The 24,354-nt window shown below is 66.6% G+C and carries 17 protein-coding genes; 14 read left to right on the forward strand and 3 right to left on the reverse strand.

All coding sequences use genetic code 11. The features are described 5' to 3' along the window. The first annotated feature begins 129 nt into the window (after positions 1-129). The 10 genes from MF607_RS11685 to MF607_RS11730 all read left to right on the forward strand — a co-directional run bounded on the left by MF607_RS11685 (position 130) and on the right by MF607_RS11730 (position 15,325). On the forward strand, positions 130-2,973 hold the full coding sequence (locus MF607_RS11685) for a TonB-dependent receptor (protein WP_242118873.1): 2,844 nt from the start codon (positions 130-132) through the stop codon (positions 2,971-2,973). A 61-nt stretch (positions 2,974-3,034) separates the two neighbouring features. Next, positions 3,035-3,736 (forward strand): DUF6445 family protein, encoded by a 702-nt coding sequence (locus tag MF607_RS11690; RefSeq protein WP_242118875.1) that lies wholly within the window; start codon positions 3,035-3,037, stop codon positions 3,734-3,736. Next, on the forward strand, positions 3,733-5,250 hold the full coding sequence (locus tag MF607_RS11695; RefSeq protein WP_242118877.1) for a tryptophan halogenase family protein: 1,518 nt from the start codon (positions 3,733-3,735) through the stop codon (positions 5,248-5,250). Before MF607_RS11690 ends, MF607_RS11695 begins: the two co-directional genes overlap by 4 nt. 56 nt (positions 5,251-5,306) lie before the next feature. Further along, a complete protein-coding gene (locus MF607_RS11700) occupies positions 5,307-8,507 on the forward strand; it encodes a glycoside hydrolase family 2 TIM barrel-domain containing protein (protein WP_242118970.1) in 3,201 nt (1,066 codons plus the stop codon). Next, a complete protein-coding gene (locus MF607_RS11705; protein WP_242118880.1) occupies positions 8,507-9,862 on the forward strand; it encodes a family 43 glycosylhydrolase in 1,356 nt (451 codons plus the stop codon). Before MF607_RS11700 ends, MF607_RS11705 begins: the two co-directional genes overlap by 1 nt. 276 nt (positions 9,863-10,138) lie before the next feature. Next, the gene (locus MF607_RS11710) at positions 10,139-11,350 is read left to right on the forward strand and encodes an alpha/beta hydrolase (RefSeq protein ID WP_242118883.1); all 1,212 of its coding nucleotides are present in this window, start codon (positions 10,139-10,141) and stop codon (positions 11,348-11,350) included. A 69-nt stretch (positions 11,351-11,419) separates the two neighbouring features. After that, positions 11,420-11,608, forward strand: coding sequence for a hypothetical protein (locus MF607_RS11715; protein ID WP_242118885.1), 189 nt, complete (start codon positions 11,420-11,422; stop codon positions 11,606-11,608). Positions 11,609-11,723: 115 nt separating this feature from the next. Then, entirely contained in the window at positions 11,724-12,620 is an 897-nt protein-coding gene (locus MF607_RS11720) for an amidohydrolase family protein (protein WP_242118889.1), read from the forward strand. Between the two features lie 9 nt (positions 12,621-12,629). Continuing rightward, positions 12,630-14,315 (forward strand): alpha-L-fucosidase, encoded by a 1,686-nt coding sequence (locus tag MF607_RS11725; RefSeq protein ID WP_431311945.1) that lies wholly within the window; start codon positions 12,630-12,632, stop codon positions 14,313-14,315. Then, entirely contained in the window at positions 14,312-15,325 is a 1,014-nt protein-coding gene (locus tag MF607_RS11730; protein ID WP_242118893.1) for a zinc-binding alcohol dehydrogenase family protein, read from the forward strand. Before MF607_RS11725 ends, MF607_RS11730 begins: the two co-directional genes overlap by 4 nt. Here MF607_RS11730 and MF607_RS11735 read toward each other — a convergent pair. Both MF607_RS11735 and MF607_RS11740 read right to left on the reverse strand, forming a co-directional pair. Beyond that, complete coding sequence (locus MF607_RS11735; protein ID WP_242118896.1) at positions 15,315-16,361, reverse strand: serine hydrolase domain-containing protein; 1,047 nt, start codon at positions 16,359-16,361, stop codon at positions 15,315-15,317. The genes MF607_RS11730 and MF607_RS11735 overlap by 11 nt on opposite strands. Positions 16,362-16,454: 93 nt before the next feature. Next, positions 16,455-17,756, reverse strand: a complete 1,302-nt coding sequence (locus MF607_RS11740) for an MFS transporter (RefSeq protein ID WP_242118972.1) — start codon at positions 17,754-17,756, stop codon at positions 16,455-16,457. 216 nt (positions 17,757-17,972) lie between these two features. On the opposite strand from MF607_RS11740, the gene MF607_RS11745 reads away from it, so the two are divergent. The 4 genes from MF607_RS11745 to MF607_RS11760 all read left to right on the forward strand — a co-directional run bounded on the left by MF607_RS11745 (position 17,973) and on the right by MF607_RS11760 (position 23,730). Then, positions 17,973-19,745, forward strand: coding sequence for a sensor histidine kinase (locus MF607_RS11745; RefSeq protein WP_242118898.1), 1,773 nt, complete (start codon positions 17,973-17,975; stop codon positions 19,743-19,745). Further along, entirely contained in the window at positions 19,726-21,030 is a 1,305-nt protein-coding gene (locus MF607_RS11750; protein WP_242118900.1) for a sigma-54-dependent transcriptional regulator, read from the forward strand. Before MF607_RS11745 ends, MF607_RS11750 begins: the two co-directional genes overlap by 20 nt. Continuing rightward, the gene (locus MF607_RS11755) at positions 21,027-22,367 is read left to right on the forward strand and encodes an FAD/NAD(P)-binding protein (protein WP_242118902.1); all 1,341 of its coding nucleotides are present in this window, start codon (positions 21,027-21,029) and stop codon (positions 22,365-22,367) included. The genes MF607_RS11750 and MF607_RS11755 overlap by 4 nt, the downstream gene beginning before the upstream one ends. Before the next feature lie 67 nt (positions 22,368-22,434). Next, positions 22,435-23,730: a dicarboxylate/amino acid:cation symporter gene (locus MF607_RS11760; RefSeq protein WP_242118904.1), complete on the forward strand. Its 1,296-nt coding sequence runs from the start codon at positions 22,435-22,437 to the stop codon at positions 23,728-23,730. A gap of 2 nt (positions 23,731-23,732) precedes the next feature. Here the strand turns inward: MF607_RS11760 and MF607_RS11765 are convergent, their stop codons facing one another. Beyond that, positions 23,733-24,329, reverse strand: a complete 597-nt coding sequence (locus tag MF607_RS11765; RefSeq protein ID WP_242118906.1) for an ankyrin repeat domain-containing protein — start codon at positions 24,327-24,329, stop codon at positions 23,733-23,735. Between the last annotated feature and the right edge of the window lie 25 nt (positions 24,330-24,354).

Raw genomic sequence — 24,354 nt, forward strand, 5'->3', positions numbered from 1 at the left:
GAAGCAATCCGAAAAATCGTCAACACGGTATATTGTTTAACAAATAGGATACGGTTATTAAGTCGGACAACTGGACGGCGTCACGACGCGATCATGCGCGGCGACCGCCCGGTAAAGGGGAGGATGACGATGGCTTCTTTGCGTAGTTCGTTCCGTTTCGGCGCATCGCTGACCGCGATGGGGATCGCCGGACTGGCGCAGGTCGCGGTGGCGCAGAACGCACCGACGCGCGGTTCGCTGAATGCTGCACAGGCCGCCGAACAGGGTGTCGATGGCGACGATATCGTCGTGACCGGCGTGCGCGAGAGCCTTCGCACCGCCCAGGCGATCAAGCGTAACTCCGACCAGATCGTCGATTCGGTCAGCGCGCAGGACATCGGCAAGCTGCCCGACGTCAACACCACCGAAGCGTTGCAGCGAATCACCGGTGTGCAGATCCAGCGCCGCTATGGCGAAGGCGCCACCGATTTCGACCACCGGACCCAGCCGGCGATCACCGTCCGCGGCCTGACCCAGGTGCAGAATTTCCTCGATGGCCGCGCGGTCTATTCGGCGTCGGGCGGTCGCGCCTTCGACCTCGAAGGGATTCCGCCCGAACTGCTCTCGGGCATCGACGTGTACAAGAACGCGCCCGCCAACATCATCGAAGGCGGCGTCGGCGGCGCGGTCAATCTGCGCACACGTCGGCCGTTCGATTCGAACAAGGAAGTCATCAGCGTCACGGCACGCGGCAATTATTACGACCGCGTCGACAAGCCGGGCTATGCCTTTTCCGGCCTCTATTCCAACCGCTACGACACCAGCATCGGCGAGATCGGCCTGTTGGTGAACGCGGTCTATTCGAAGAGCCAATATCGTCAGGACGGCCTGCTCGCCGGCCCGTTCGGCGAAGCGCGCCCCGGATCGATCGCCAATGCGCCGTCCAACGCGCAGATCCCCTATGGTTTCGAAGTGTATGACGATACCGGCGACCGCAAGCGCTTCGGCATCGCCGCCGCCGTCCAGTGGCAGGCGAGCGACGACCTGCTGCTGACCGCGCAATATCAGGGGACCAAATACTGGTTCAACCGCACCGGCGCCTATTACTACGACTTCAACAATCTGCCCGGTAACCAGTATGATTCGCAGGGTCGGGTGACGCAGTACAACACGCTGCCGACGCCGGGTGCCGCCTTCACCTTCAACGACGATGGCTATGCGACCAGCGGTTCGCTGTCGCCGCAGACCTTCGAGACCGGTCGCTTCGATCAGGAATTGTGGAGCGCGTCGCAGAACCTGACCTTCAACGCCGCATGGCAGGCGACCGACCGCGCAAAGGTCAGCTTCGACGTCCAGTATCTGACGTCCTATTACAATGCCGATCGCAACGGCCACGTCCTGTCGCTCTACAGCCGCACCGGACAGAATGCGACCGGCCAATATGGCAGCACGCTCGCGCCGCACCCCTCGACCGTCATCTTCGACCTGCGCGGCAAATATCCGCGCTGGGACGTGACCGATCCGTCGGTGCTCAACAATCCCGCGAACTACTCGTTGCCGTTCATCGCCGATTCGCTCCAGCGCAACGACGCCGATACGCTCGCGCTCGCCTATGACCTCGAATATGAGGTCGAGGGCGGCTTCCTGAAGAAGCTGCGCGGCGGTGCGCGCTATGCCGACAATTCGATCGAGCTGCGCGGTACCTGGAACGGCGTCTGTCTGTATCAGGGGATCGCGCCGGGCTGTCGCGACGTGCCGCAGGGTACGCCGCTGATCCCGCTCACCAATTTCCCGCAGCTGGCGATGAAGGGTCCGTCGAAGAACTGGTTTGACGGCAATACCGTGACCGGCGGCATCCTCTATCCCGCCTTCCCCGCCGGCGATGGTGTTTGGGAACAGACCAAGGCACTCTACGCGCTGTTCGGGGCGCAGACCAAAGACGCGTTCACGCCGGGTGACCTCAATACCCAGACCGAAAAGACCTACACCGCGTGGGGCATCGCCGATTACGCGTTCGACGCCGGCGGCGTGCGGTTCGACGGCGGTCTGGGCGTTCGCATCGTCAAGACCAAGACGACGTCGATCGGCACGCAGTTCAACAACGATGGCAGCGTCTCGCCGCTGTCGGTCGGCAACGACTATACCAACGTCCTGCCCAGCGTGAACATCCGCGCCCGCTTCACCGACCAGTTCCAGATGCGCTTCGCCTATTCGAAGGGGGTTGCGCGGCCGAACTTCGACGTGCTGTCGACCAACGTCACGCTGCAGAACCCGAACCAGGTCGATCCCAGCAACGGGCTGCCCTTCGCCAATTCGGGCAACCCGTATCTGCGCCCGATCAAATCGGACAATCTCGACCTGACCGCCGAATGGTATTTCGCGCCGACCGGATCGCTGACCGCCGGCCTGTTCTACAAGTCGGTCAATGGCTTCCTGTCGAGCGGCCGGTTCATCGGCACCTATGGCGGCCGGTCGTACAATGTGAATTCGTCGGTCAATTCGGGCGACGGCACGGTCAAGGGGCTGGAGGCCGGCTATCAGCAGTTCTTCGACTTCCTGCCGGGGCTGCTGAGCGGCCTCGGTGTGCAGGCCAACTACACCTATGTCGACTCGAACGTGGAAAACCCCTTCTCGTCGTCGGCCAACAACCTGCCCTCGTCGCTGCCGCTCGAGAAACTGTCGAAGCATAGCTACAATCTGATCGGGCTGTACGAAAAGGGTCCGATCACCGCCCGCGTCGCGTGGAACTGGCGGTCGAGCTATCTCGAACAGACCACCGGCAGCGGCGCAAACGGACAGGGCCAGTTCGCCAAGCCCTATGCCTCGCTCGACGCGTCGATCAGCTACAACCTGACCGACAAGATCGCGGTATCGGCCGATGTCGTGAACCTGAACAACCGCATGAACGTCCTCTATATCGGCACGCCGTCGGCACCGCTGCAATATCAGCTCAACGACCGTCGTTTCGGCCTGTCGGTCCGCGCGACCTATTGATCCCCACCTGCCGGCGTGGTGACGTCCGCCACGCCGGCAATTTTTTCGGGGACATGTTACCATGCGGATCGCACTGGATCGGGTGACCGTCCATCATGTCGGGAACGAACGCGAACCCGTTCTGGTGATCGATGTTGCGACCGGCGCGGCCGATGCGTTGGTCGATCATGCCGCGACCCGCGCCACCTTCGCGCCGGCGGCCAGCGTCGGCAGCCACTATCCCGGCCTGCTCGGCACCGCACCGACCGCCTATATCGACGGGCTGGTCCGCGACGTCCTGCCCCTGCTTTCCCGCCATTTCGGCGGACAGGCACTGCGCCCGGTCCGGGCACGCGGCAATTTCTCGCTGGTGACGACCGATCCGGGCGATTTGTCGGTCGAACAGCGCGCACCGCATGTCGATGCCGCCGACCGGCTGCAATTCGCGGCGGTCCATTATCTGTGCGCCGGTGATCAGGGCGGCACCGGCTTCTTCCGCCACAATGCGACCGGTTTCGAAACCATCGATCCCGATCGTCTCCCCGCCTATGACGCCGCCCGGCGCGTGGAGGAGGGACGCTCCGGCAATGGCTATCCCGGACAGGGCGACGATCCAGCCTTCGCCCCGATCGCCCAGTGCCGGGCGGTACGCGACCGGATCGTGCTGTACCGCGCGGCGCTGCTTCATTCGGGGCTGATCGCGCGGGTACCCGACCATGCCGACGATCCGCGTCGCGGGCGGCTGACCGGCAATCTCTTCCTGCAGTGTGCGGTCGCGGCATGAACGCGCCGCTGACCAGTATCGCCATCATCGGCGGCGGTACCGCCGGCTGGATGGCCGCCGCCGCGCTGTCGCGGGTGCTCGGCCGATCGGTCGCGATCACCCTGGTCGAATCCGAAGCGATCGGCACGGTCGGGGTGGGGGAGGCGACGATCCCGCCGATCCAGGCGTTCAACGCACTGCTCGGCATCGACGAGGATGATTTCGTCCGCGCGACGCAGGGCAGCTTCAAGCTCGGCATCGAATTCGTCGATTGGGGGGCGAAGGGCGAACGCTATTTCCATCCGTTCGGCGTGTACGGCATCGATTTCGGACCGATCCCGTTCGAGGCGATGTGGCACCGGCTGCGCGCGGCCGGGGCGGCGGGGCCGCTCGATGCCTATTCGATCTGTGCGGCGGCGGCGCGGGGCAACCGGTTCCAGCGGCCGCTCGACCCGCCCGGCAACACCCCGCTCCATCATATCGGCTATGCGTTCCACTTCGACGCCGCGCTCTACGCCGCCTATCTGCGCCGGCTGGCCGAGGCGGCGGGCGTGGTCCGGCGCGAGGGGCAGGTGGTCGATGTGGTGCAGGGCGTCGGCGACGGCCGGATCGAGTACGTCAAGCTCGCCGATGGCGGGGAGGTCGCCGCCGATTTCTTCATCGACTGTTCGGGCTTCCGCTCGCTGCTGCTCGGCGAAACGCTGGGCAGTGTGTTTCAGGACTGGTCGCACTGGCTGCCCAACGACCGGGCGGTCGCCGTACCCAGCGCCAATGTCGGACCGCCGACCCCCTATACCCGATCGACCGCGCGCGTCGCCGGCTGGCAATGGCGCATCCCGCTCCAGCATCGCACCGGCAATGGCTATGTCTTTTCGAGCGCGCATTGTTCGGAGGACGAAGCGACCGCGACGCTGCTGGCCAATCTCGACGGCGCGCCGCTCGCCGATCCGCGCATGCTGCGTTTCCGCACCGGGCGGCGGCAGCAATGCTGGATCGGCAATTGCGTCGGGCTGGGGCTGTCGACCGGCTTTCTCGAACCGCTCGAGTCGACCAGCATCCATCTGATCCAGGCGGGGATCGCGCGGCTGCTCGAAATGCTGCCGGGGCGCGATCCCGATCCGGCGATGGTGCGGCGCTACAACCGGTTGATGGCGGCCGAGTTCGACGGCATCCGCGACTTCATCATCCTGCATTTTCACGCCACCGCGCGCGACGATACGCCCTATTGGAACCAGGTCCGGACGATGACCGTGCCTGACACGCTGGCGGACCGCATCGCCGAATATCGCGCGACCGGGCGCGTGTATCGCGAGGCGGACGATCTGTTCACCCGGACCAGTTGGCTGGCGGTACTCGATGGACAGGGGGTGCGCACGGCTGGGCATGATCCACTGGCCATGGCGATGCCGATCGACGAGGCGCGCGAACGGCTGGCACGGATCGCGGCGGTGACGGCGGCGGCGGCGGGACGGATGTCGCCGCATGGCGCTTTCATCGCCGCGCATTGCGCTGCGCCAATTGCATCGCCGGCCTGATTGTATATTGTCAGACAAAACTAGCGTTCGGGGAGAGTAACGTGAAGCTGAGCAGGATGCTGGTCGGGGCCGGCGTGATGGCAATGGCGATGCCGGCAATGGCACAGGCGCCGCGGGTCGATCCGGTGCAGGTCGATCCCGGCCGGCCCGACTGGGAAAATCCGGCGGTCTATGCTCGGGGCAAGATGCCGGCCCATGCGACCGGCTTCGCGTACGAGACCCGCGAACAGGCAGTGGCCGGCGATCGCGCCCGGTCGAGCCGTTTCCTGTCGCTGAACGGCGACTGGCGCTTCAACTTCAGCCCGTCGGTCGACGGCGCACCCAAGGGGTTTCAGGCGCCGAACTACGACGTGTCGGGGTGGAAGACGATTCCCGTGCCGGCGATGTGGCAGGCGCAGGGCTATGGCCAGCCCAAATACAACAACATCACCTATCCGTTTCCCGCCAACCGCCCGCTCGTGCCGCACGACACCAACGAAACCGGCTCCTACCGCCGCGATTTTGACATGCCCGCGACGTGGAGCGGCGACGATGTGATCCTGCATATCGGGGCGGCGGGATCGGCCTATCGCGTCTGGGTCAACGGACAGGAAGTCGGCTATTCGGAGGACAGCAAGCTGCCGTCCGAATTCGACGTGACCCGCGTCGTGAAGCCCGGCCGCAACACCGTGGCGGTACAGGTCATCCGCTGGTCCGACGGGTCGTATCTGGAGGATCAGGATTTCTGGCGCGTGTCGGGGATCGAACGCGAAGTCTATGTCGCGGCGGTGCCGAAAACGCGGATTGCCGATTTCTTCGTGCATGCCGGGCTGGACCCGCAATTTCGCGACGGTCGGCTGGCGGTCGACGTCGCGGTGAAGGGGACGGGTGCGGCCAGGGCGCGCATCGTCCTGCTCGACGGCACGCGCGAAGTCCTGTCGCGCGAGGCGGCGGTCGGCGGGCGCAGTGATGCGCGTGCGGTCACGCTGAAGGCCGATGTGCCGGGGGTGCGGCAGTGGAGCGCGGAGACGCCCAATCTCTACACGCTGCTGGTCGAACTGGTCGATGCGCAGGGCCGCGTGATCCAGTCGACCCCGCAGCGGATCGGGTTCCGCGACGTGCGGATGCTGAACGGCAAGGTGACGGTCAATGGCCGCCCGATCGTGATCCGCGGCATCAACCGCCACGAGCACGACCCGGTGACGTTCCACGTCATTTCCGACGAATCGATGCGCCGCGACATGGAGTTGATGAAGCGCAACAACTTCAACGCGATCCGCACCTCGCACTATCCCAATGACCCGCGCTGGTATGCGTTGGCCGACGAGATGGGCATGTATGTGATGGACGAGGCCAATATCGAGAGCCACGCGTACATGGACTATGCGAACAAGCATCCGGAATTGCGCCCGAAGCTCCAGATCGGCTTCGATCCCGCATGGGAAGGGGCGCATGTCAGCCGCGTGATGAATATGGTCGAGCGCGACAAGAACCACCCGTCGGTCATCTTCTGGTCGCTCGGCAACGAGGCTGGCATCGGCCCCAATTTCGAGAAGGCGGCGGCGGCGATCCGCAAGCGCGACAGTGGCCGGCTGGTCTCGTATCTCGGCTGGGGCACGCTCGACTGGAACCACGCGCCCAACCCTTACGTCGATATCTATGCGCCGATGTACGACGACGTCGAAAAGATGGTCGACTGGGCCAAGGATCCGACGCGCAAGCAGCCGATGATCCAGTGCGAATATGCCCATATGCAGGGCAATTCGGGCGGCAACTTCAAGGAATATTGGGACACCATCTACCGCTATCCCGACAAGCTGCAGGGCGGCTTCATCTGGGACTGGGTCGACCAGTCGATGGTTCGCACCAACAAGGACGGCAAGCGCTACTGGGGTGACGGCGGCGAATATGGCCCCAATCCCGGCGGCGATATCGAGTTCGGCGACGGGCTGAACCAGCCCGACCGCACCCCCAATCCGCAGCTTTACGAGGTGCAGAAGGTCCTCTCGCCGATCCAGTTCGAGGGGTTCGATCCCGCGACGGGTCGCTTGACCGTGCGCAACCGCCATGATTTCCGCGACCTGTCGGGCTTCGCCTTCGACTGGGTGATCGAGGAGGACGGGGTGGCCGTAGCGACCGGGCAATTGCCGCCGCTGACCACCGTCGCCCATGGTACCGAGGCGGTCACCGTGCCGATGACCGCGCTACAGCGCAAACCCGGTGCCGAATATTTCGTGACGGTCCGCGCCCGCGCCAAGCAGGGCGCGGTGCCGATGGTCCCGGCCAACTACATCGTCGGCTGGGAACAGTTCGCGCTCGGCAAGTCGGTGGCGCCGGTCGCGGTGCGCAAGGGGAATGTGACGGTTGCCGACAGCGCCGAAGCGGTCCGGCTGTCGGCGAACGGCGCATCGCTGTCGATCGATCGCAAGACCGGCTTGCTCGAAGGCTATCGCAGCGGCGGCACCACCCTGATCGAAGGGGGCGCACCGAACTTCCACCGCGCACCGACCGACAATGATCTCGCCAACGGCAACCTCGCCGATACGGCCGCATGGGACCCGATCGCCGCCAACCGCCAGCTGCGGTCGGTGACGACGCAGCGCGGCGCGGACGGGACAGCCAGCGTGCGCGTCGATTACGAAATGGGCGCGGGCGCGGCGTCGTTCGTCACCACCTACACCATGGCTGGCGACGGTTCGGTGGCGGTGGTGGGCGACTTCGTGCCGCTGAAAAGCGATCTGACCGCGCCGATCCGCATCAGCATGGCCTATACGCTGCCAACGTCGCTGAAGACCGTCGAATGGTATGGCCGCGGCCCGCACGAAAGCTATGTCGATCGCAAGACCAGCGCCGCGATCGGGCTGTGGCGGGGCGCCATCGCCGACCAGAATCACGATTACATGCGGCCACAGGATACCGGCAACAAGGTCGATGTCCGCTGGATGGAGTTGAGCGGGGCGGGGCGCGGAGTCCGCGTTGTCGGCGACACGCCGTTGATGATGCAGGCGCTGGCCTTTCCCTATAGCGACCTCGACCGGCGCGAGCCGGGTACGTGGAAGTCGAGCGATATCGTGCCGCACGATCAGGTGTCGCTGAACATCGACGCCGCCCAATGGGGTGTGGGCGGCGATACGACGTGGAGCCATGTCGGCCAGCCGCACATGGAATATCGCACGAAGCTGGTGCCGACCCGCATCGCCTTCCGTCTCGAACCGTTCAGCGGCGAGGGGACGACGCCCGACAAGGCACGTCCGGCCCGCGCGACCGAGGCGCAGTGATGCGCGGCGCCGGTGTCGCCATCGTAGTGACGGCGGGGCTGCTGGTCGCCGCCGCCGCCCCTGCGCCGCGCTGGGATAGTTCCGGGGCGGCCAACCCGCTGCTGCTGGGCTATTTCGCCGATCCCTCGATCGTGCGCGACGGCAACCGCTGGTATATCTTCGCGACCATCGATCCATGGGGCGACGACCGGCTGGGGCTGTGGACGTCGGACAATGGCCGCGACTGGCGCTTCTCGCTGCCCAACTGGCCGACCAAGGCGGCGGCGACCAGCCCGACCTCGGGCGATTCGAAGGTCTGGGCACCGTCGGTGGTGAAGGCCGCCAATGGTCGCTGGTACATGTATGTCTCGGTCGGCAGCGAAGTGTGGGTCGGCAGTGCCACGTCGCCCGCCGGCCCCTGGGCCGATGCAAATGGCGGCAAGCCGCTGATCAACAAGAATTTCGACCTGCGCTATCACATGATCGATGCCGAAGCGTTCATCGACGAGGACGGGCAGGCCTATCTCTATTGGGGATCGGGGCTGAACTGGGTCAACGGTCATTGCTTCGTCGTGAAGCTGAAGCCCGACATGGTGACGTTCGACGGCACCCCGCGCGACGTGACCCCGCCCAATTATTTCGAAGGGCCGTTCATGGTCCGGCAGGGGAAACACTATCTGCTGACCTATAGCGACGGGAAGACGACGACCGACACCTACAAGGTCCGCTATGCGATCGGCGACACGCCGTTCGGACCGTTCCGCGAAGGACCGGACAGCCCGATCCTGTCGACCGATGCCGCGCGGTCGGTCATCAGCCCCGGCCACCATGCCGTGTTCCGTTCGGGGGGGCAGCCCTATATCCTCTATCACCGCCACGGCCTGCCCTTTCCGCCGCCCGGTGACGCCGTCCTGCGGCAGATCGCGGTCGATCCGCTCACGATCCGTGCCGATGGCAGTATCGCGAAGGTGGTGCCGAGCCATGGCAGCATGGTAAGCGGCTTCGCCGCACGGCGCGACGCCGGCTTGCGCTGGCGGGCGAGCGGGCAGGGCAGCGACAAGCTGCACGGACCCGAGCGCGCGGCCGACGATAATTATGCGACGTGGTGGGCACCGGCCAAGGGGGCGGCCCCGCAACTGACCGCCGACCTTGGCGCCGTACGGCCGGTCAAGGGTAGCGCGCTGCGCATGCGTTTCCCGACGCAGCGCTACACGCTGTCGGTGGAAGGATCGCGCGACGGGCGGATCTGGCAAAAGCTGGCGACGGTGGACCAGGCGACCGGATCACCGATCGACCTCAGCCACCCGGCCCAAGTCCGCTATCTGCGCTTGCAGGTGCCGGCCGATGCCGGCGTGTGGGAGTGGACGCTGCGGTAGTGTAGTACGCCGTGCTGCGGTGAACCACCGATGCCACCGCCGTGACGCGGCGAAAAGAGACGGCATGCCGCACGAAGATGCGCGTCTTTTCCCTCTGCCGACGGGAGAGGGAAGGAGCGGCGCAGCCGCGGAAGGGTGAGGGGGATCGCCGCCGGCCGCGTTCGCGCCCCTTCAGCATGAACCGTTCTGCCTGTCACCGTCCCCACCGCCAATTTCCCGTTGCGCGACCGCCGACTTTCCCCAACCATGGTCGCAACGAACAAGGGGGAGGGATCGATGAAGACACGGGTTTTGCTCGCGATATCGGCATCTGCGCTCTGGCCGGCGGTCGCGTCGGCCCAAACGTCGGCACCGACCGCGCCGGTTGCCAATTGCCTGCCGAAAAGCTGGCTCGACATGCAGCCGCCGTACAAGTCGGTCGAGGTCCTGCCCGACGGACGGGTAACGTTCCGGTTGTGCGCTCCGCTCGCGCGCGAGGCGAAGGTCATCAGCCCCGATCTGGGCGACCTGATCCCCGGCGGCGCGACCAATGGCGTCGCCAACGGGCTGGCGCTGACCCGCGATGCGACCGGGCTGTGGACCGGCACGACCGGCCGCCCGGTGCCGGCGTCTCCCTATCGCTTCAGCTTTCAGGTCGATGGCGCCCCGGTACCCGATCCGCAGGGGACGATGGTGTCGGAACGGCTGACCGGCGTGACCAGCGTGTTCGAGGTTCCCGGCCCGGCCGCCGCGTTTCAGGAATATCGCAAGGACGTCGCGCACGGCGTGGTCGGCACGATCGAATATTGGTCGAATGCCCTGGGACGGAAACGGCGGGCGCATGTCTATACGCCGCCGGGCTATACCGGCGATGCGCGGCGCTATCCGGTGCTGTATCTGGTGCATGGTGCCGGCGACAGCGACGATAGCTGGACCAGCATCGGCCATGCTCAGTACATCCTCGACAATCTGATCGCCGCCGGACAGGCGGTACCGATGATCGTCGTCATGCCCGCCGGCCATACGCCGATGCGGCCGAACCAGAATATGCTGGTCAACACCGATTTCGGCAGCGACCTGACCACCGATCTGATCCCGCTGATCGATCGCAGCTATCGTACCGTTGCGAAGCCCGAAATGCGCGCGATGGCGGGGTTGTCGATGGGTGGCGCGCATACGCTGAACTTCGGCCTGCCGCGCTCCGACCTGTTCCGCTATGCCGGCATCTTCTCGATGGGACTGGGATTCCAGGATCCGGCGAAGGAGATCGACGACTATGAAACGCGCAACGCTGCCGGGTTGCGTCGTTCGGCAAAGGACATGAAGCTCGTCTGGTACGGCATGGGCAAGACCGATTTCCTGTACGGCACGGTCGCGCCGACGCGGGCGATGCTCGACAAATATGGCATCCGCTACACCTATGTCGAAAGCGAAGGCGGGCATGAGTGGGGCAATTGGCGCAGCTATCTCAACCAGTTCGCGCCGAAGCTGTTTCGTGTCGGTAGCTGACGCAAATCTACCCGGCGGGCGGTAGTTCTGCACGATATGGCGGACCCGGTGGCGGCGGTAGGATCGGCCATGCCCAACCAGCCCCCGCCCCCGCCGCATGCCGTCCCCGAGCCCGAGGATCGCGACTATCTGCTCAAGCGCGCCGACCAGCATCGGCGGCAGGGCGAACGATGCGACGATGCCAGCAAGTCGCTTCACGCCCGGTTCCAGCGCCTATACGAAGATCGCGCCGCAGCGCTGCCGCCGACCGATCACTGATCGCTTGCCACCGGGCCGTTTCGCGAATTAGGATCGCACCCATAAAAAGGTCGCGCATCGGCAAGCGGCCTGTGGGTGAGGCGGCATCGATGCGTCGGCAGCGACAGGGACGGCGGTGACCGCAGGCGACGACCATCGCCCGCCGTTCGTCGACGCGCATTTCCACCTGTGGGACCATGACGTGCTGCGCTATCCGTGGCTTGACGATCCGGCGCAGGCGGCGATCGCGCCCGATTACCGGATCGACGACTATCGGCGTGAGACGGCGCCGTGGAACCTGGTCGGCGCGGTGCATGTCGATGCCGGAGCGCATCCCGGTCAGGGGCGGGCGGAGACCGACTGGCTCGCCGGGGTCGCGGCGGCGGATGGCCTCCCGAGTGCGATCGTCGCCCGCGTCGCGCTCGACCGGTCGGATGTCGAGGGCGAACTGGCATGGCAGACGGCGCAACCGGGCGTGCGCGGTATCCGCCACCTCATCAACTGGCATCCGCGCGATGCCGCGCGCCGCGCCTGTGACCGCGATCTGACCCGCGATCCGGACTGGGCACGAGGCTATGCGCTGCTCGGCAAATATGGGCTGAGCTTCGATTTTCACGGCTTTCCGCCGCAACTGGCGGGGCTGGTCGAACTGGCGCGCGCGCATCCCGACGTGCCGGTGGTGCTCAACCACCTCGCGCTGCCGATCCTGTCCGATGGGCTGGACGATTGGCGGCGCGGGCTGATCGCCTTTGCCGAACTGCCGCATGCCGCGATCAAGCTGTCGGGGGCGGGTTTCATCGACCCCGCGCTCGACCCTGCGGTGCTCGCGCCGATCGTCCGCGAGGTGATCGACCGCTTCGGCCCCGACCGAGTGATGATCGCGACCAATTTCCCGACCGACCGGCTGGCGGCGGGGCTCGATGCCACATTGTCGACCTATGCGGCGCTGTTGTCGGACCTGTCCGACGACGAACGGCGGGCGGTGTGGGGACGAAGTGCCGGTCGCTTCTATCGGCTGGACCTCGATCTGTAGGAGAGAATGATGAAGGCGACACGGCGCGAGATGATCGGCGGCAGCCTCGCTGCGACCGCGATGGCACCGGCGGTGGCGTCGGCGGTGACGACCCAGCCGACGCCGATGGGCGCGGGCCGTGCGCTGAAGGTGCCGCCGCCGGCACGCTTCACTCCCGACTGGCAATCGCTGACCTCTGGCTACAGCGTCCCCGACTGGTTCCGCGATGCGAAGTTCGGCATCTGGGCGCACTGGACCGCGCAATGCGTGCCGGAGGCGGGCGACTGGTATGCCCGCGATATGTATCTGCCGGGCAGCCGCGCCTATACGCATCACCTGAAAACCTATGGCCACCCCGCCGATCGCGGCTTCATGGAGATCCAGAATCTGTGGAAGGCCGACCGCTGGGACCCCGCCCGCTTACTCGACATCTACAAGAAAGCCGGCGCCCGCTATTTCATGGCCCTCGCCAATCACCACGACAATCTCGACGCCTATGCCTCGCGCCATCACCCATGGAACACGACGCGGGTCGGGCCGAAGCGCGATATCGTCGGCACCTGGGCGAAACTGGCGCGCGAACGCGGGCTTCGCTTCGGCGTGTCGAACCATTCGGCGCATGCGTGGCACTGGAACCAGCCGGCCTATGGCTATGACCCCGACGGACCGCGTGCCGGCCAGCGCTACGACGCCTACAAGCTGACCGCGGCACAGGGGCGCGGCAAATGGTGGGACGGGCTCGACCCGCAGCAACTCTATACCGGGCGGCACATGCCGATGCCCGACGGCATCCGCACCCCCGCGGAAGCCGATCTATGGCACGAGGCGACCGACCGGCTATGGACCGAGGGCGTGCCGGCCAACAGCGACTTCGCCCGCAACTGGGAACTGCGCTGCCGCGACCTGATCGAGCAGCACCGCCCGGACATGGTCTATTTCGACAATTTCGACCTGCCGCTCGAACAGCACGGGCTCGACCTGACCGCATGGTATTACAATCAGTCGATGGCGTGGAATGGCGGCCGGTTGGAAGCCGTGGTTACCGCCAAGACGACGCCGCCGCAGCGGCGTATGGGAATTGTCGATGACGTTGAACGTGGCGGCAAAAGCTATATCGAGCGTTTCCCTTGGCAGACAGATACTTGCCTGGGCAATTGGCACTATGACGCCGATCTGGCCGCGCGCGACGGATACAAGTCCGCGGCCACCGTCATCCATACTTTGTGCGATGTCGTGTCGAAAAACGGCAATCTGATGCTGTCGGTGCCGATGCGCGGCGACGGCACGATCGACGACAAGGAAGAGCGGATCGTCGGTGAGATCGGCGACTGGATGCAGCGCTTCGGCAGCGCGATCTATGCGACGCGACCGTGGAAGCGGTTCGGCGAGGGACCGACCCGGGCAGGCCAAGGGCTGTTTTCGGAAGGCGGCCCGAAGTCGCCCTATGGTGCCAGGGACATTCGCTATGCGACGCGCGGCGACGATCTCCACGCGCTGGTGCTCGGCTGGCCCGAGGATAATGTCGTGCGACTGACGCTGCTCGGCAGCGACGACCCGACGCTGACCGGCGAGGTGCGCCGCGTGACCCTGGCCGGCGACGCCGCGCCGCTGGCGTTCCGGCGCACCGGCGATGCGCTGGAGGTGACGCTGCCCGCCGCCGCGCGCCATCCCATCGGTATCGCGCTGATCCTGTCGGGCAGGGGACTGACCGTATGAAGGCGCTGGTCTGTGCCGAGCCGTTCGACCTGCGCCTCGAAACCCGCGAACCGCCGCGTCCGGCGGCGGGCGAAGTGCTGCTGCGCATGCGGCGGGTCGGCCTGTGCGGCACCGACTATCATATCTATGCCGGCAAGCATCCGTTCCTCGACTATCCCCGGCTGATCGGTCACGAACTGGCGGGCGAGGTCGTCGAGGCGCCGGCCGGCAGCCGCCTTGCAATCGGGCAGGTGGTGACGGTCAATCCCTATCTGCCGTGCGGCACCTGCCGCGCGTGCCGGCGCAGCAAACCCAATTGCTGCGCAGCAATTCGCGTGCTGGGCGTGCATGTCGATGGCGGACTGTGCGAATGGCTGACCGTGCCCGAGGCGGCGGTGGTCGATGCGACCGGCCTGACCCTCGAACAGGCGGCGATGGTCGAATTCCTCGCGATCGGGGCACATGCGGTCCGGCGGGCGGAGGTCGGCGCGGGCGACTGGGTGCTGGTGGTCGGCGCCGGGCCGATCGGCGTGGGCACAGCATTGTTCGCGCGCATCGCCGGAGCCGGGAGGATCGTGCTGGCCGATACGCGGCCGCAACGGCTCGACTATGCCCGCAGCCAATTCGGGTTCGAGGAGGCGGTGGTTGCCGACGCGGCGCTGGCCGAAACGCTGGCGGTGATGACCGATGGTGAAATGTTCGACCAGGTGTTCGACGCCACCGGCAATATCGCGGCGATGCGCGCCGGCCTCGCCTATGTCGCGCATGGCGGCGACTATACGCTGGTCGGGGTGTGCAAGGACGATCTGGTCTTCGCCGATCCCGAATTCCACAAGCGCGAGACGACGCTGCGCGCCAGCCGCAACGCGCTGTCGGTCGATTTCGACCATGTCATCGACAGCATCCGCAGCGGCCAAATCGCGACCGATCGCATCGCCACGCATCACCTGTCGATCGACGAGGCGCCCACGCGGGTGCCGCAGCTGATCGACGAGGCGGACAGCGTGCTGAAAGCGATCGTCAGCCTGTAGCCCCCGCCTCCGCCGCCGGGATCACCCCGTCCGCCACCAGCCGGTGCAGCGCATCGATATGGCCGTTGTCGCGTGCGGCATCGGCGACCGAGGTCATGACGATGGTCAGCCGCAGGTCGGGAACGACATAGACCATCTGCCCGCCATAGCCCCAGGCGAAGCGCACCGGGTGACCGCGCATCTCGGTCAGGAACCAGCCATAGCCATAGGCCTGCCCGCTCCATGGTGATACCGCGCGCGGCGTCCAGCTGGTCCGCACCCAGTCGGTCGGCAGGATGCGCTTGCCACCTACCACCCCGTCGAGCCGATAGAGTTCGCCGAACCGGGCCAGCGCGCGCGGCGACAGCCGCATCTCGTTGCCGCCGAAGTAAATGCCCTGCGGGTCGGCGGGCCAGACCGGAATGGTGATCCCGAGCGGTTCGCCCAGCCAGTCGCGCGCATTGGCGAGCGTGGTGCGCCCGCTCGCCCTAGTCAGCGCCGCCGACAACAAATGCGTTGATCCGGTCGAATAGAGCATCGCCGTCCCCGGATCGGCGACGAACGGTCGCGACAGCGCGAAGCGGACCCAATTGGGACTGGAAACCCAGCGGCCATAATATTCGCCCGAGGTCCGCTCCAGCCCGGCTTGCATCGACAACAAATTGCCGATCGTCACCCGCGCGAGCCGGGGATCGGGATCGGCGGGCGCGTCGCCGCGCAGGATTGGCAGCACCGGCTGGTCGACGCCGGTAAACACACCGCGTTCGATGGCGATACCGATCAGCGCCGACATCACCGACTTCGACGCCGACTTGATATTGACCGGCCGGTCGAGCGGCGGGCCGCCGTTGAACACGCGTTCGGTCAGCGGCTGGCCGTCGCGCAGCACCAGCAGCGACCGCAAGCGGGGAAGCCGTTCGGCGTCGGCGATGGTCGCCCGCATCGCGGCGGCATCCAGCCCGCGCGTCGCCGGCGTCGCGGCAGGTTGCGGCGGGGGCGTAGCACCGCCGTCACAGGCGGCGGTCAGTAGCAACAGGCAGGGGAGTAGCGCGCGCATGGTCCCCCATGTCGGCGGTCGGCGGCCACATACAAGTCGGGCGGCAGGTTGCCCTGCCGCTCGTCGAAGGTGGAAGGAGATCGGGAAAGCCGATCAATCCTCCTGGATAAGGCTGTTCTTTCCGGAGTCACGCATCCGCAGATAAACGACCAGCGAGATGCCGATCATCGCGGTGACATACCAGTAGAAGCCGCGTTCCCAGCCGGCATCCTTGAACTTCAGCGCGACGAATTCCGCCGTGCCGCCGAAGATGGTGTTGGCGAGTGCATAGGGCAGCGCCACGCCGAGCGCACGGATATGCGCCGGGAACAGTTCGGCCTTCACCACCGCGTTGATCGAGGTATAGCCGGTGACGATGATGAGCGCGGCCATTACCAGCAGCCCGGCGGTCGTGGCGTCGCGGGTCTGTTCGAGCGCGCTGAAGATCGGATAGGTGAACAGCACGCCGGCAATGCCAAAGGCAATCATCAACGGCTTGCGCCCGATCCGGTCCGACAGGCCGCCCGCGATCGGCTGCAACAGCATGAACACGAACAGGGTGATCGCGTTGATCTGGGTCGCGGTCTCCTTGGAAAAGCCCGAGGTGTTGACCAGGAACTTCTGCATGTAGATCGAATAGGCGTAGAAGGCGAGCGTACCGCCGGCGGTCAGCAGCATGACCAGCGCGGTTTCCTTCGGATGGTTGCGCAGCAGCATCAGGAAGCCCGACTTGGGCGCATCGGTCTTCTTGGCGTTCTTGTAGCTTTCGGTCTCGGCAAGGCCGCGCCGCAGATAGAAGACGACGACGGCGAGCACCGCACCGACGAAGAACGGAATGCGCCAGCCCCATGCTTCCAGTTCGGCCTTCGGCATTACCGATTGCAGCAGGAGCAGCAGGAGGATCGCCAGCAATTGGCCCGAGATCAGCGTGACATATTGGAAGGACGAGAAGAAGCCGCGCCGGTCCTTGCCCGCCATTTCCGACAGATAGGTCGCGCTGGCACCATATTCGCCGCCGACCGACAGCCCCTGCATCAGCCGCGCGAGCACCAGCAGCGCAGGCGCGATCAGGCCGATCGATTCATAGACCGGGGTACAGGCGATGATGAGCGAGCCGGCGCACATCAGCGTTACCGACAGCGTCAGCCCGGCCTTGCGGCCATGGCGGTCGGCATAGATGCCCATGATCCACGCGCCGATCGGGCGCATGACGAAACCGATCGCAAAGACGGCCGCGGCACTCAGCAACTGCGCGGTCTGGCTGCTCGCCGGAAAGAAGTGCGGTGCGAAATACAGGGTGAAGGCGGAATAGACATACCAGTCGAACCATTCGACCAGATTGCCGGTCGATCCGCCGATGATCGATTTCAGGCGCGAATTGGTCGACGGACCGGTCGCGACCGATGGATGGGGTATGGAGGCCACAGCATCTCTCCCAAGATTGCCCGTGCGGACATTGATGCCGCACTACGGACCAAACAATGGCCCATGCTGGGCATTCTATGAACCATTTTTCGTGCAGGCATAAGCTACTGTAAAATAACAATATATGGTCTTGGTAGCTGCGATGTACGCCGAATCCGCGCAAAAATCCGCATGGCGCCGCCCGGCGTCGTGCGGTAAACTGCACGCATGGGCTGGCTGTACCGCAGGACGACGCTGCTCGCGGGGATCATCGCGGCGATCGCCACGATCGGGATGATCTGGCTGGCGGCGTTCATCTGGTTCGAACGATCGGGCCTTGCCGAGCTACGGGACGATACCGCCCGGACGGCGCGGCAACAGGCGCGACTGTTCGCCAGCGACCTCGCCAAATTCCGGCTGCTGCCGATCGTGCTCGGCGAGTACACCGATCTGCTCGATACGCTGCGGCGGCGCGATCCGGGGGCGACCGACCGCATGAACGGCAAGCTGGCGATGCTGGCACAGCGGACCGGAGCGCCGGTCATCTACCTCTTGGATCGCGACGGGATGACGGTGTCGGCGTCGAATGCCGGCACGGCGGAAAGCTTTGTCGGGCGCGACTATCGCTTTCGACCCTATTTCGTCCGGGCGATGCGGCAGGGCGCGGCCGAATATTTCGCGGTCGGCAATGTCAGCGGCCGGCCGGGCCTGTTCCTCGCGCGCCGGATCGGCACTGCCGGCGACCCGGCGGGCGCGATCGTCGTCAAGGTCGAGTTCGACGACCTGACCCGGGCATGGTCGAGCGACCCGGGACAGACGCTGGTGAGCGACGGGCGGGGCATCGTGCTGTTCGCGACCGATGCCGAGGAACGATTCCGGATCACCCGACCGTTGTCCGCCGATATTCGGGCCGACATCGCCCGCAGCGGTCAGTTCGGCAATGCACCGCTGTCGCCCAGTCGCTATCGCTTCGGCGCCGATATGGCGCGGGGGCCGGGCGGCGACGACCTGCTGCTCGCGCGGGTCGCCATGCCGCTGAGCGGGTGGCAATTGCTGCATGTCGTGCCCACGCAGCGGACGCTGCGCGATGCGGCGGCGCTGGCGCGGTTGACGACGATCGCCGCGTCGCTGGCGATCGCCGCGCTGCTCGCGCTGTTCCTGTGGCGTTCGGCCCGGGCGGCGCAGGCGGCCCGCTATCGCGCGTCGCTGGAAAAGGCGGTGGCGGAGCGGACCGCCGCGTTACGCGCGGAGATTGCCGAGCGGACCGCGATCGACCGTCGCTTTCGCGAGGCGCGCGAGGAACTGGCGCAGGCCAATCGGTTGGGGTCGCTGGGGTCGATCACCGCCGGCCTCGTCCACGAGATCAACCAGCCGGTGGCGACGATCCGTACGCTGTCGGAGAATGCGCAACATCATCTGGCGAGCGGGCGGATCGACCGCGTCGCGGCGAACCTGGCGACGACCGTCGACCTGACCGCGCGGATCGGCGCGATCACGCAGGAGATGCGGCGCTTCGCCCGGCGGGGAAAGGGAACGGTCGGCCCGGTGCCGCTCGATGCCGTGATCGCGGGGGCATTGTTGCTGGTCGGCGACCGGTTTCGCATGGCCGGGGTGGCGCTCGACCTGCCGCCCGCCGGGCAGCCGATGGTGCGCGCCGGGCGGGTGCGGCTCGAACAGGTGCTGGTCAACCTGCTGATCAACGCGCTGGAGGCGGTGCAGGGGACGCCCGATCCGCGTGTCGCGGTGCAGGTCGAACCGGCCGGCGATCGGCTGTTGCTGACCGTTGCCGATAACGGCCCCGGAATCGATCCGGCGATCGCCGACGACATCTTCCAACCCTTCGTTACCGGCAAGGCCGATGGGCTGGGGCTGGGGCTGGGAATCGTGCGCGACATCGTCACCGAATTCGGCGGCGTGGTGACGGTGATGCCGTCGTCGTCGGGCGCGACGTTCCGGGTGACATTGCAGAAGGAGACGGGCGATGATCCTGCTGATCGATGACGACGATGCGCTGCGGACGGCGCTGGTCGATTCCTTCGCCATTGCCGGGCTGGAGGTGGCGGACTTTGCCGACGCGACCGCCGCGCTGGCGCGCGTCACGCCCGACTTTCCGGGCATCGTCGTCACCGACATCCGCATGCCGAAGATGGATGGCCATGCCGTGTTCGAGGCGGTCAGCGCGCGCGACGGCGAAATTCCGGTGTTGCTGATGACTGGCCATGGCGATGTCGCGATGGCGGTGGCGGCGATTCGCGACGGGGCGTTCGACTTCATCGCCAAGCCCTTTGCCGCCGACCACCTGATCGCCAGCGTCCGCCGCGCGTTGGAGGTCCGGCGGCTGGTGCTCGAAAACCGGCGGCTGCGCGCCTCGGTCGATGCGGCGGCGGAGGACGATTATCCGTTGATCGGGACGACGCCGGCGATGGATGCGCTGCGCGACAAGCTGCGGCAACTGGCGCAGATCGACGTCGACGTGCTGATCGAGGGGGAGACCGGCACCGGCAAGGAGCTGGCGGCGCGGCAACTGCATCGCTGGAGCAAGCGGCGCAACCACGGCTTCGTGTCGGTCGACTGCGCGGCGCTGCCAGACCCGCTGGTCGACGAGATATTGTTCGGCACGCGCGGCAGCGGCGGGCGAATTGCCGAGGCGGATCGCGGCACGCTGTTCCTCGACGAGATCGACAGCATGTCGAGCGCGGTACAGGGCAAGCTGCTGCGCGTGATCGAGGAGCGCGAACTGCCCGCCAATGGCCGCGAACCGCCGCGCGTCGTCAATCTGCGCGTGATCGCCGCCGCCAAGGCGAACCTGGCGCAAGAGGTCGCGAGCGGGCGGTTCCGCGAGGATCTGCTCTATCGGCTGGAGACGATCCGGCTGCGCATCCCGCCGCTTCGCGAACGCCGCGCCGACGTGCCGATGCTGTTCGCATGGTTCCTGCGCGACGTGGCCGCGCAATATGACCGGCCGGTGCCCGCGATCACCGCCGAGGTCGAGGCGCGGCTGATGACCGATCCGTGGCGCGGCAATGTCCGCGCGCTGCGCAACTTCGCGGTGCAGACCGTGCTTGCGCTGACCCGCGACGATCCGGGCGAGGCGGGGCTGTCGCTGACCGAACGCCTCGCCCGGCTCGAGGCGGCGATGATCGGGGAGGCGCTGCAACAGGCCGGTGGCGACGTGACCGCGACCGCCGAGGCGCTGGGCCTGCCGCGTCGCAGCCTGTACGACCGGTTGCAGCGCCACGGCATCGACGCCAGCAGCTTCCGCCGCCGCGAAGGCGATGCGGCATGATCGATCACGTCGCGATCGTCGGTGCGGGCTTTTCGGGAACGCTGCTCGCCATCAACCTGCTGCGCCATGACGGGCCGCGCGCGACGCTGATCGAGCGCGGCGGGGCGGCGGGGCAGGGGGTCGCGTACGGCATGGCGCAGCCCGACCATCTCCTCAACGTCCGCGCCGCCAATATGAGCGCCTTTCCCGACCGGCCCGACCATTTCGTCCGCTGGCTGGCCGAACGCGGCGACACGCAGGGCGCCGGCGATTTCGTGCCGCGCGCGACCTATGGCGCCTATCTGCGCGACCTGCTCGCCGACGCGCAGGCAGCGGCGCCCGATCGCCTGACGATCGTCGATGGCGAGGCGATCGACTGCGACGGCGGCCATGTGACGTTGCGCGACGGACGAAGCGTCGCCGCCAATGTCGCGGTGCTGGCGGTCGGCAATCTCGCGCCGCAGGTGCCGCCGGGGCTGGCGGCGGTGGCCGGATCGCCGGCCTATGTCGGCAATCCATGGGATGCGCGCGGGACGGCGGGACTGGGCGACGACGATGGCGTGCTGCTGGTCGGCACCGGGCTGACCATGGTCGATGTCGTGCTGACGCTGGAGGCGCGGGGGTTCGCCGGACGGATGGTCGCGCTGTCGCGGCGCGGGCTGTTGCCGCACCGCCATGCGCCCGCCATGCCCGGCGATCCGCCGCGGTCCGAACGCCCGCGTCCGCCGCTGTCGGCATTGGTGCGCGAGGTGCGCGCGCGCGGGGAAGCGATCGGCTGGCGCAGCGCGATCGACGAACTGCGCCCCTTTACCCAGGGCATCTGGGCGGCGGCGGATGGCGACGAACGTCGCCGGTTCCTGCGCCATTTGCGGCCGTGGTGGGACATTCATCGCCACCGGCTGGCCCCCGCCGTTGCCGACCGGATCGCGGCGTTGGTCGATAGCGGGCGGCTGACCGTGCTGGCGGGCAAGACCTGCGATGCGGTGCCGACCGGCGATGGCATCGACGTCCGGTGGCGACCGCGCGGTGCCGAAGCCTGCCAGACGCTGCACGTCGCCCGCATCATCTGCTGCACCGGGCCGCAAGGCGATCTGGCCCGGACCGACGATCCGTTGCTTCGCCGGCTGCATGCACGGGGCAGCATCCGCCCCGATCCGGAGCATCTGGGCGTCGAGGTCGAATCGACCGGCCGCGTGCGGCGCACCGATGGTGAAACTGACGATTCGCTGTTCGCGATCGGTCCGATGACCCGGGGTGCCTTTTGGGAGATCGTCGCCGTCCCCGACCTGCGTCGCCAAGTATGGGACGTTGCACGCTATTTATCGAATGCGCACTGGGTCGGTGGCGAAGGCTTGTAATGTTGCGTTGCGGCGATGCTAGAATTGCTTGGTTGTCGTCGACGAACCGGTTCCCAACATGCCCATCATGCAGAAATTCACAGTTCGGCCGTCCTTCGGAGTCCAGGTTGCGATCGGCATGGCCGTGGGTGTCGGTCTGGGGTTCCTCGCCGCGCAGGCCGGTGGCGCCGATGGCACGATCGGGACGACCCTGCACACGATCGGGCAGATTTTCGTACAATTGCTGAAGGTGCTGGTCCCGGCACTGGTGTTCACCGCGATCGTCGGATCGATCGCGGCGCTGCGCGACCTGCCCAATGCCGCGCGGCTGGTCGGGCAGACGCTGTTATGGTTCGCGATCACCGCGCTGATCGCGGTGTCGATCGGCATCGTGCTGGCATCGGTCATCCAGCCTGGCCTGCACAGCAGCGCGGCCGTCGCCACCGCCGCCGCGCCGACGACCGTGGGTAGCTGGCTCGATTTCCTGAAAGGGCTGGTGCCGGCCAATCTGCTCGGCCTGACCGCGACGACGAAGGTTGCCGACGGCGCGGCGACCACCGCCCTGGGTTTCAACGTCCTGCAGATCATCGTCGTCGCGATCGCGGTCGGCGCCGCCGCGGTCCGGGTCGGGGCGGCGGGTGAGCCGTTCCTCGCCTTCAACACCTCGGCGCTGATGATCCTGCGCCGGCTGCTGCGCTGGGTGATCGCACTGACCCCGATCGGATCGGCGGCGCTGATCGGCGATGCGATCGTCCGCTATGGCTGGAGCACGCTGTCGTCGCTCGGCGCGTTCGCAGGCACGGTCTATCTCGGCCTCGGCATTGTGCTGCTGGTCGTCTATCCGCTGTTGCTGGCGGTGCATCGCATCGACCCGCGCTGGTTCTTCCGCCGGGCATGGCCGGCGATCCAGCTTGGCTTCGTCACCCGCTCATCGGTGGGTACGCTGCCGGTGACGCAGGAACTGACCGAGCGTGCGCTGGGCGTGCCCACCGCTTATGCCGCCTTTGCCGTGCCGCTGGGATCGACGACCAAGATGGACGGGTGCGCCGCCATCTATCCGGCGGTGGCGGCGATCTTCGTCGCGCAATTCTTCGGACTGACGCTGCACGCCGCCGACTATGCGCTGATCGTGATGGTATCGGTGCTGGGATCGGCCGCGACCGCCGGGCTGACCGGCGCGACCGTGATGCTGACGCTGACCCTCACCACGCTCGGCCTGCCGCTCGAAGGGGCGGGGCTGTTGCTGGCGATCGACCCGATCCTCGACATGGGGCGCACCGCCGTCAATGTCGCCGGGCAGATGCTGGTGCCGACGATCGTCGCCAAGCGCGAAGGGCTGCTGGCCGAGCGGACCGCGCCCGTCGACGTCGCGCTGGCGGGCTGAGCTTACAACCGCGGACCGGCGACGGGGGCCTTTTCGACTGCGGCGGGCTTGTCGTCGATCGTCTTGAGCAGCACCGGCGTGCGCGTATCGCGCTTGGCATAGTCGCGCGCCGACATGCCGGCGATCACGTCGGGCTGGTCGGGATTGGCACCGGCGGCGATCAGCGTGCGGACCATGTCGACATTGCGCAGTTGTACCGCGCGGATCAGCGGGGTCTCGCCGCTGCTGTTGCCGAGGTTCAGATTCGCCTTGCGCGCTGCCAGCGCGTTGATCGCCTCGACCGATCCTGCCTCGACCGCCAGCAATGCGGGCGTATTGCCGCGATTGTCCTGAATATTCGGGTTGGCCCCCTTGGCGAGGAGGAAGCGGAGATAGGTCAGGTTGCCGTTCTTGGCGACGATGTGCAGCGCGCCTTCGCCGGTCGAGCGGTCCTTGGTATTGATGATCGTCTGGCCCGGCTGGCCGAGGATGTCGTTGACCTTGTTCCCGTCCTCTTCGCGGATCGCCTTCAGGAACACATAGCTTGGCGACATCTGCTGGGCCTGCGCGGCGGCGGGCAGCATCAGCGCGGCGGCGAGGAGAAGGCGGATGGCGGGCATGGAACAGGCTCCGAAAGGACGTTAC

Origin of the sequence: Sphingomonas lacusdianchii (genome assembly GCF_022664395.1) — a bacterium.
Lineage (GTDB): Bacteria > Pseudomonadota > Alphaproteobacteria > Sphingomonadales > Sphingomonadaceae > Sphingomonas > Sphingomonas lacusdianchii.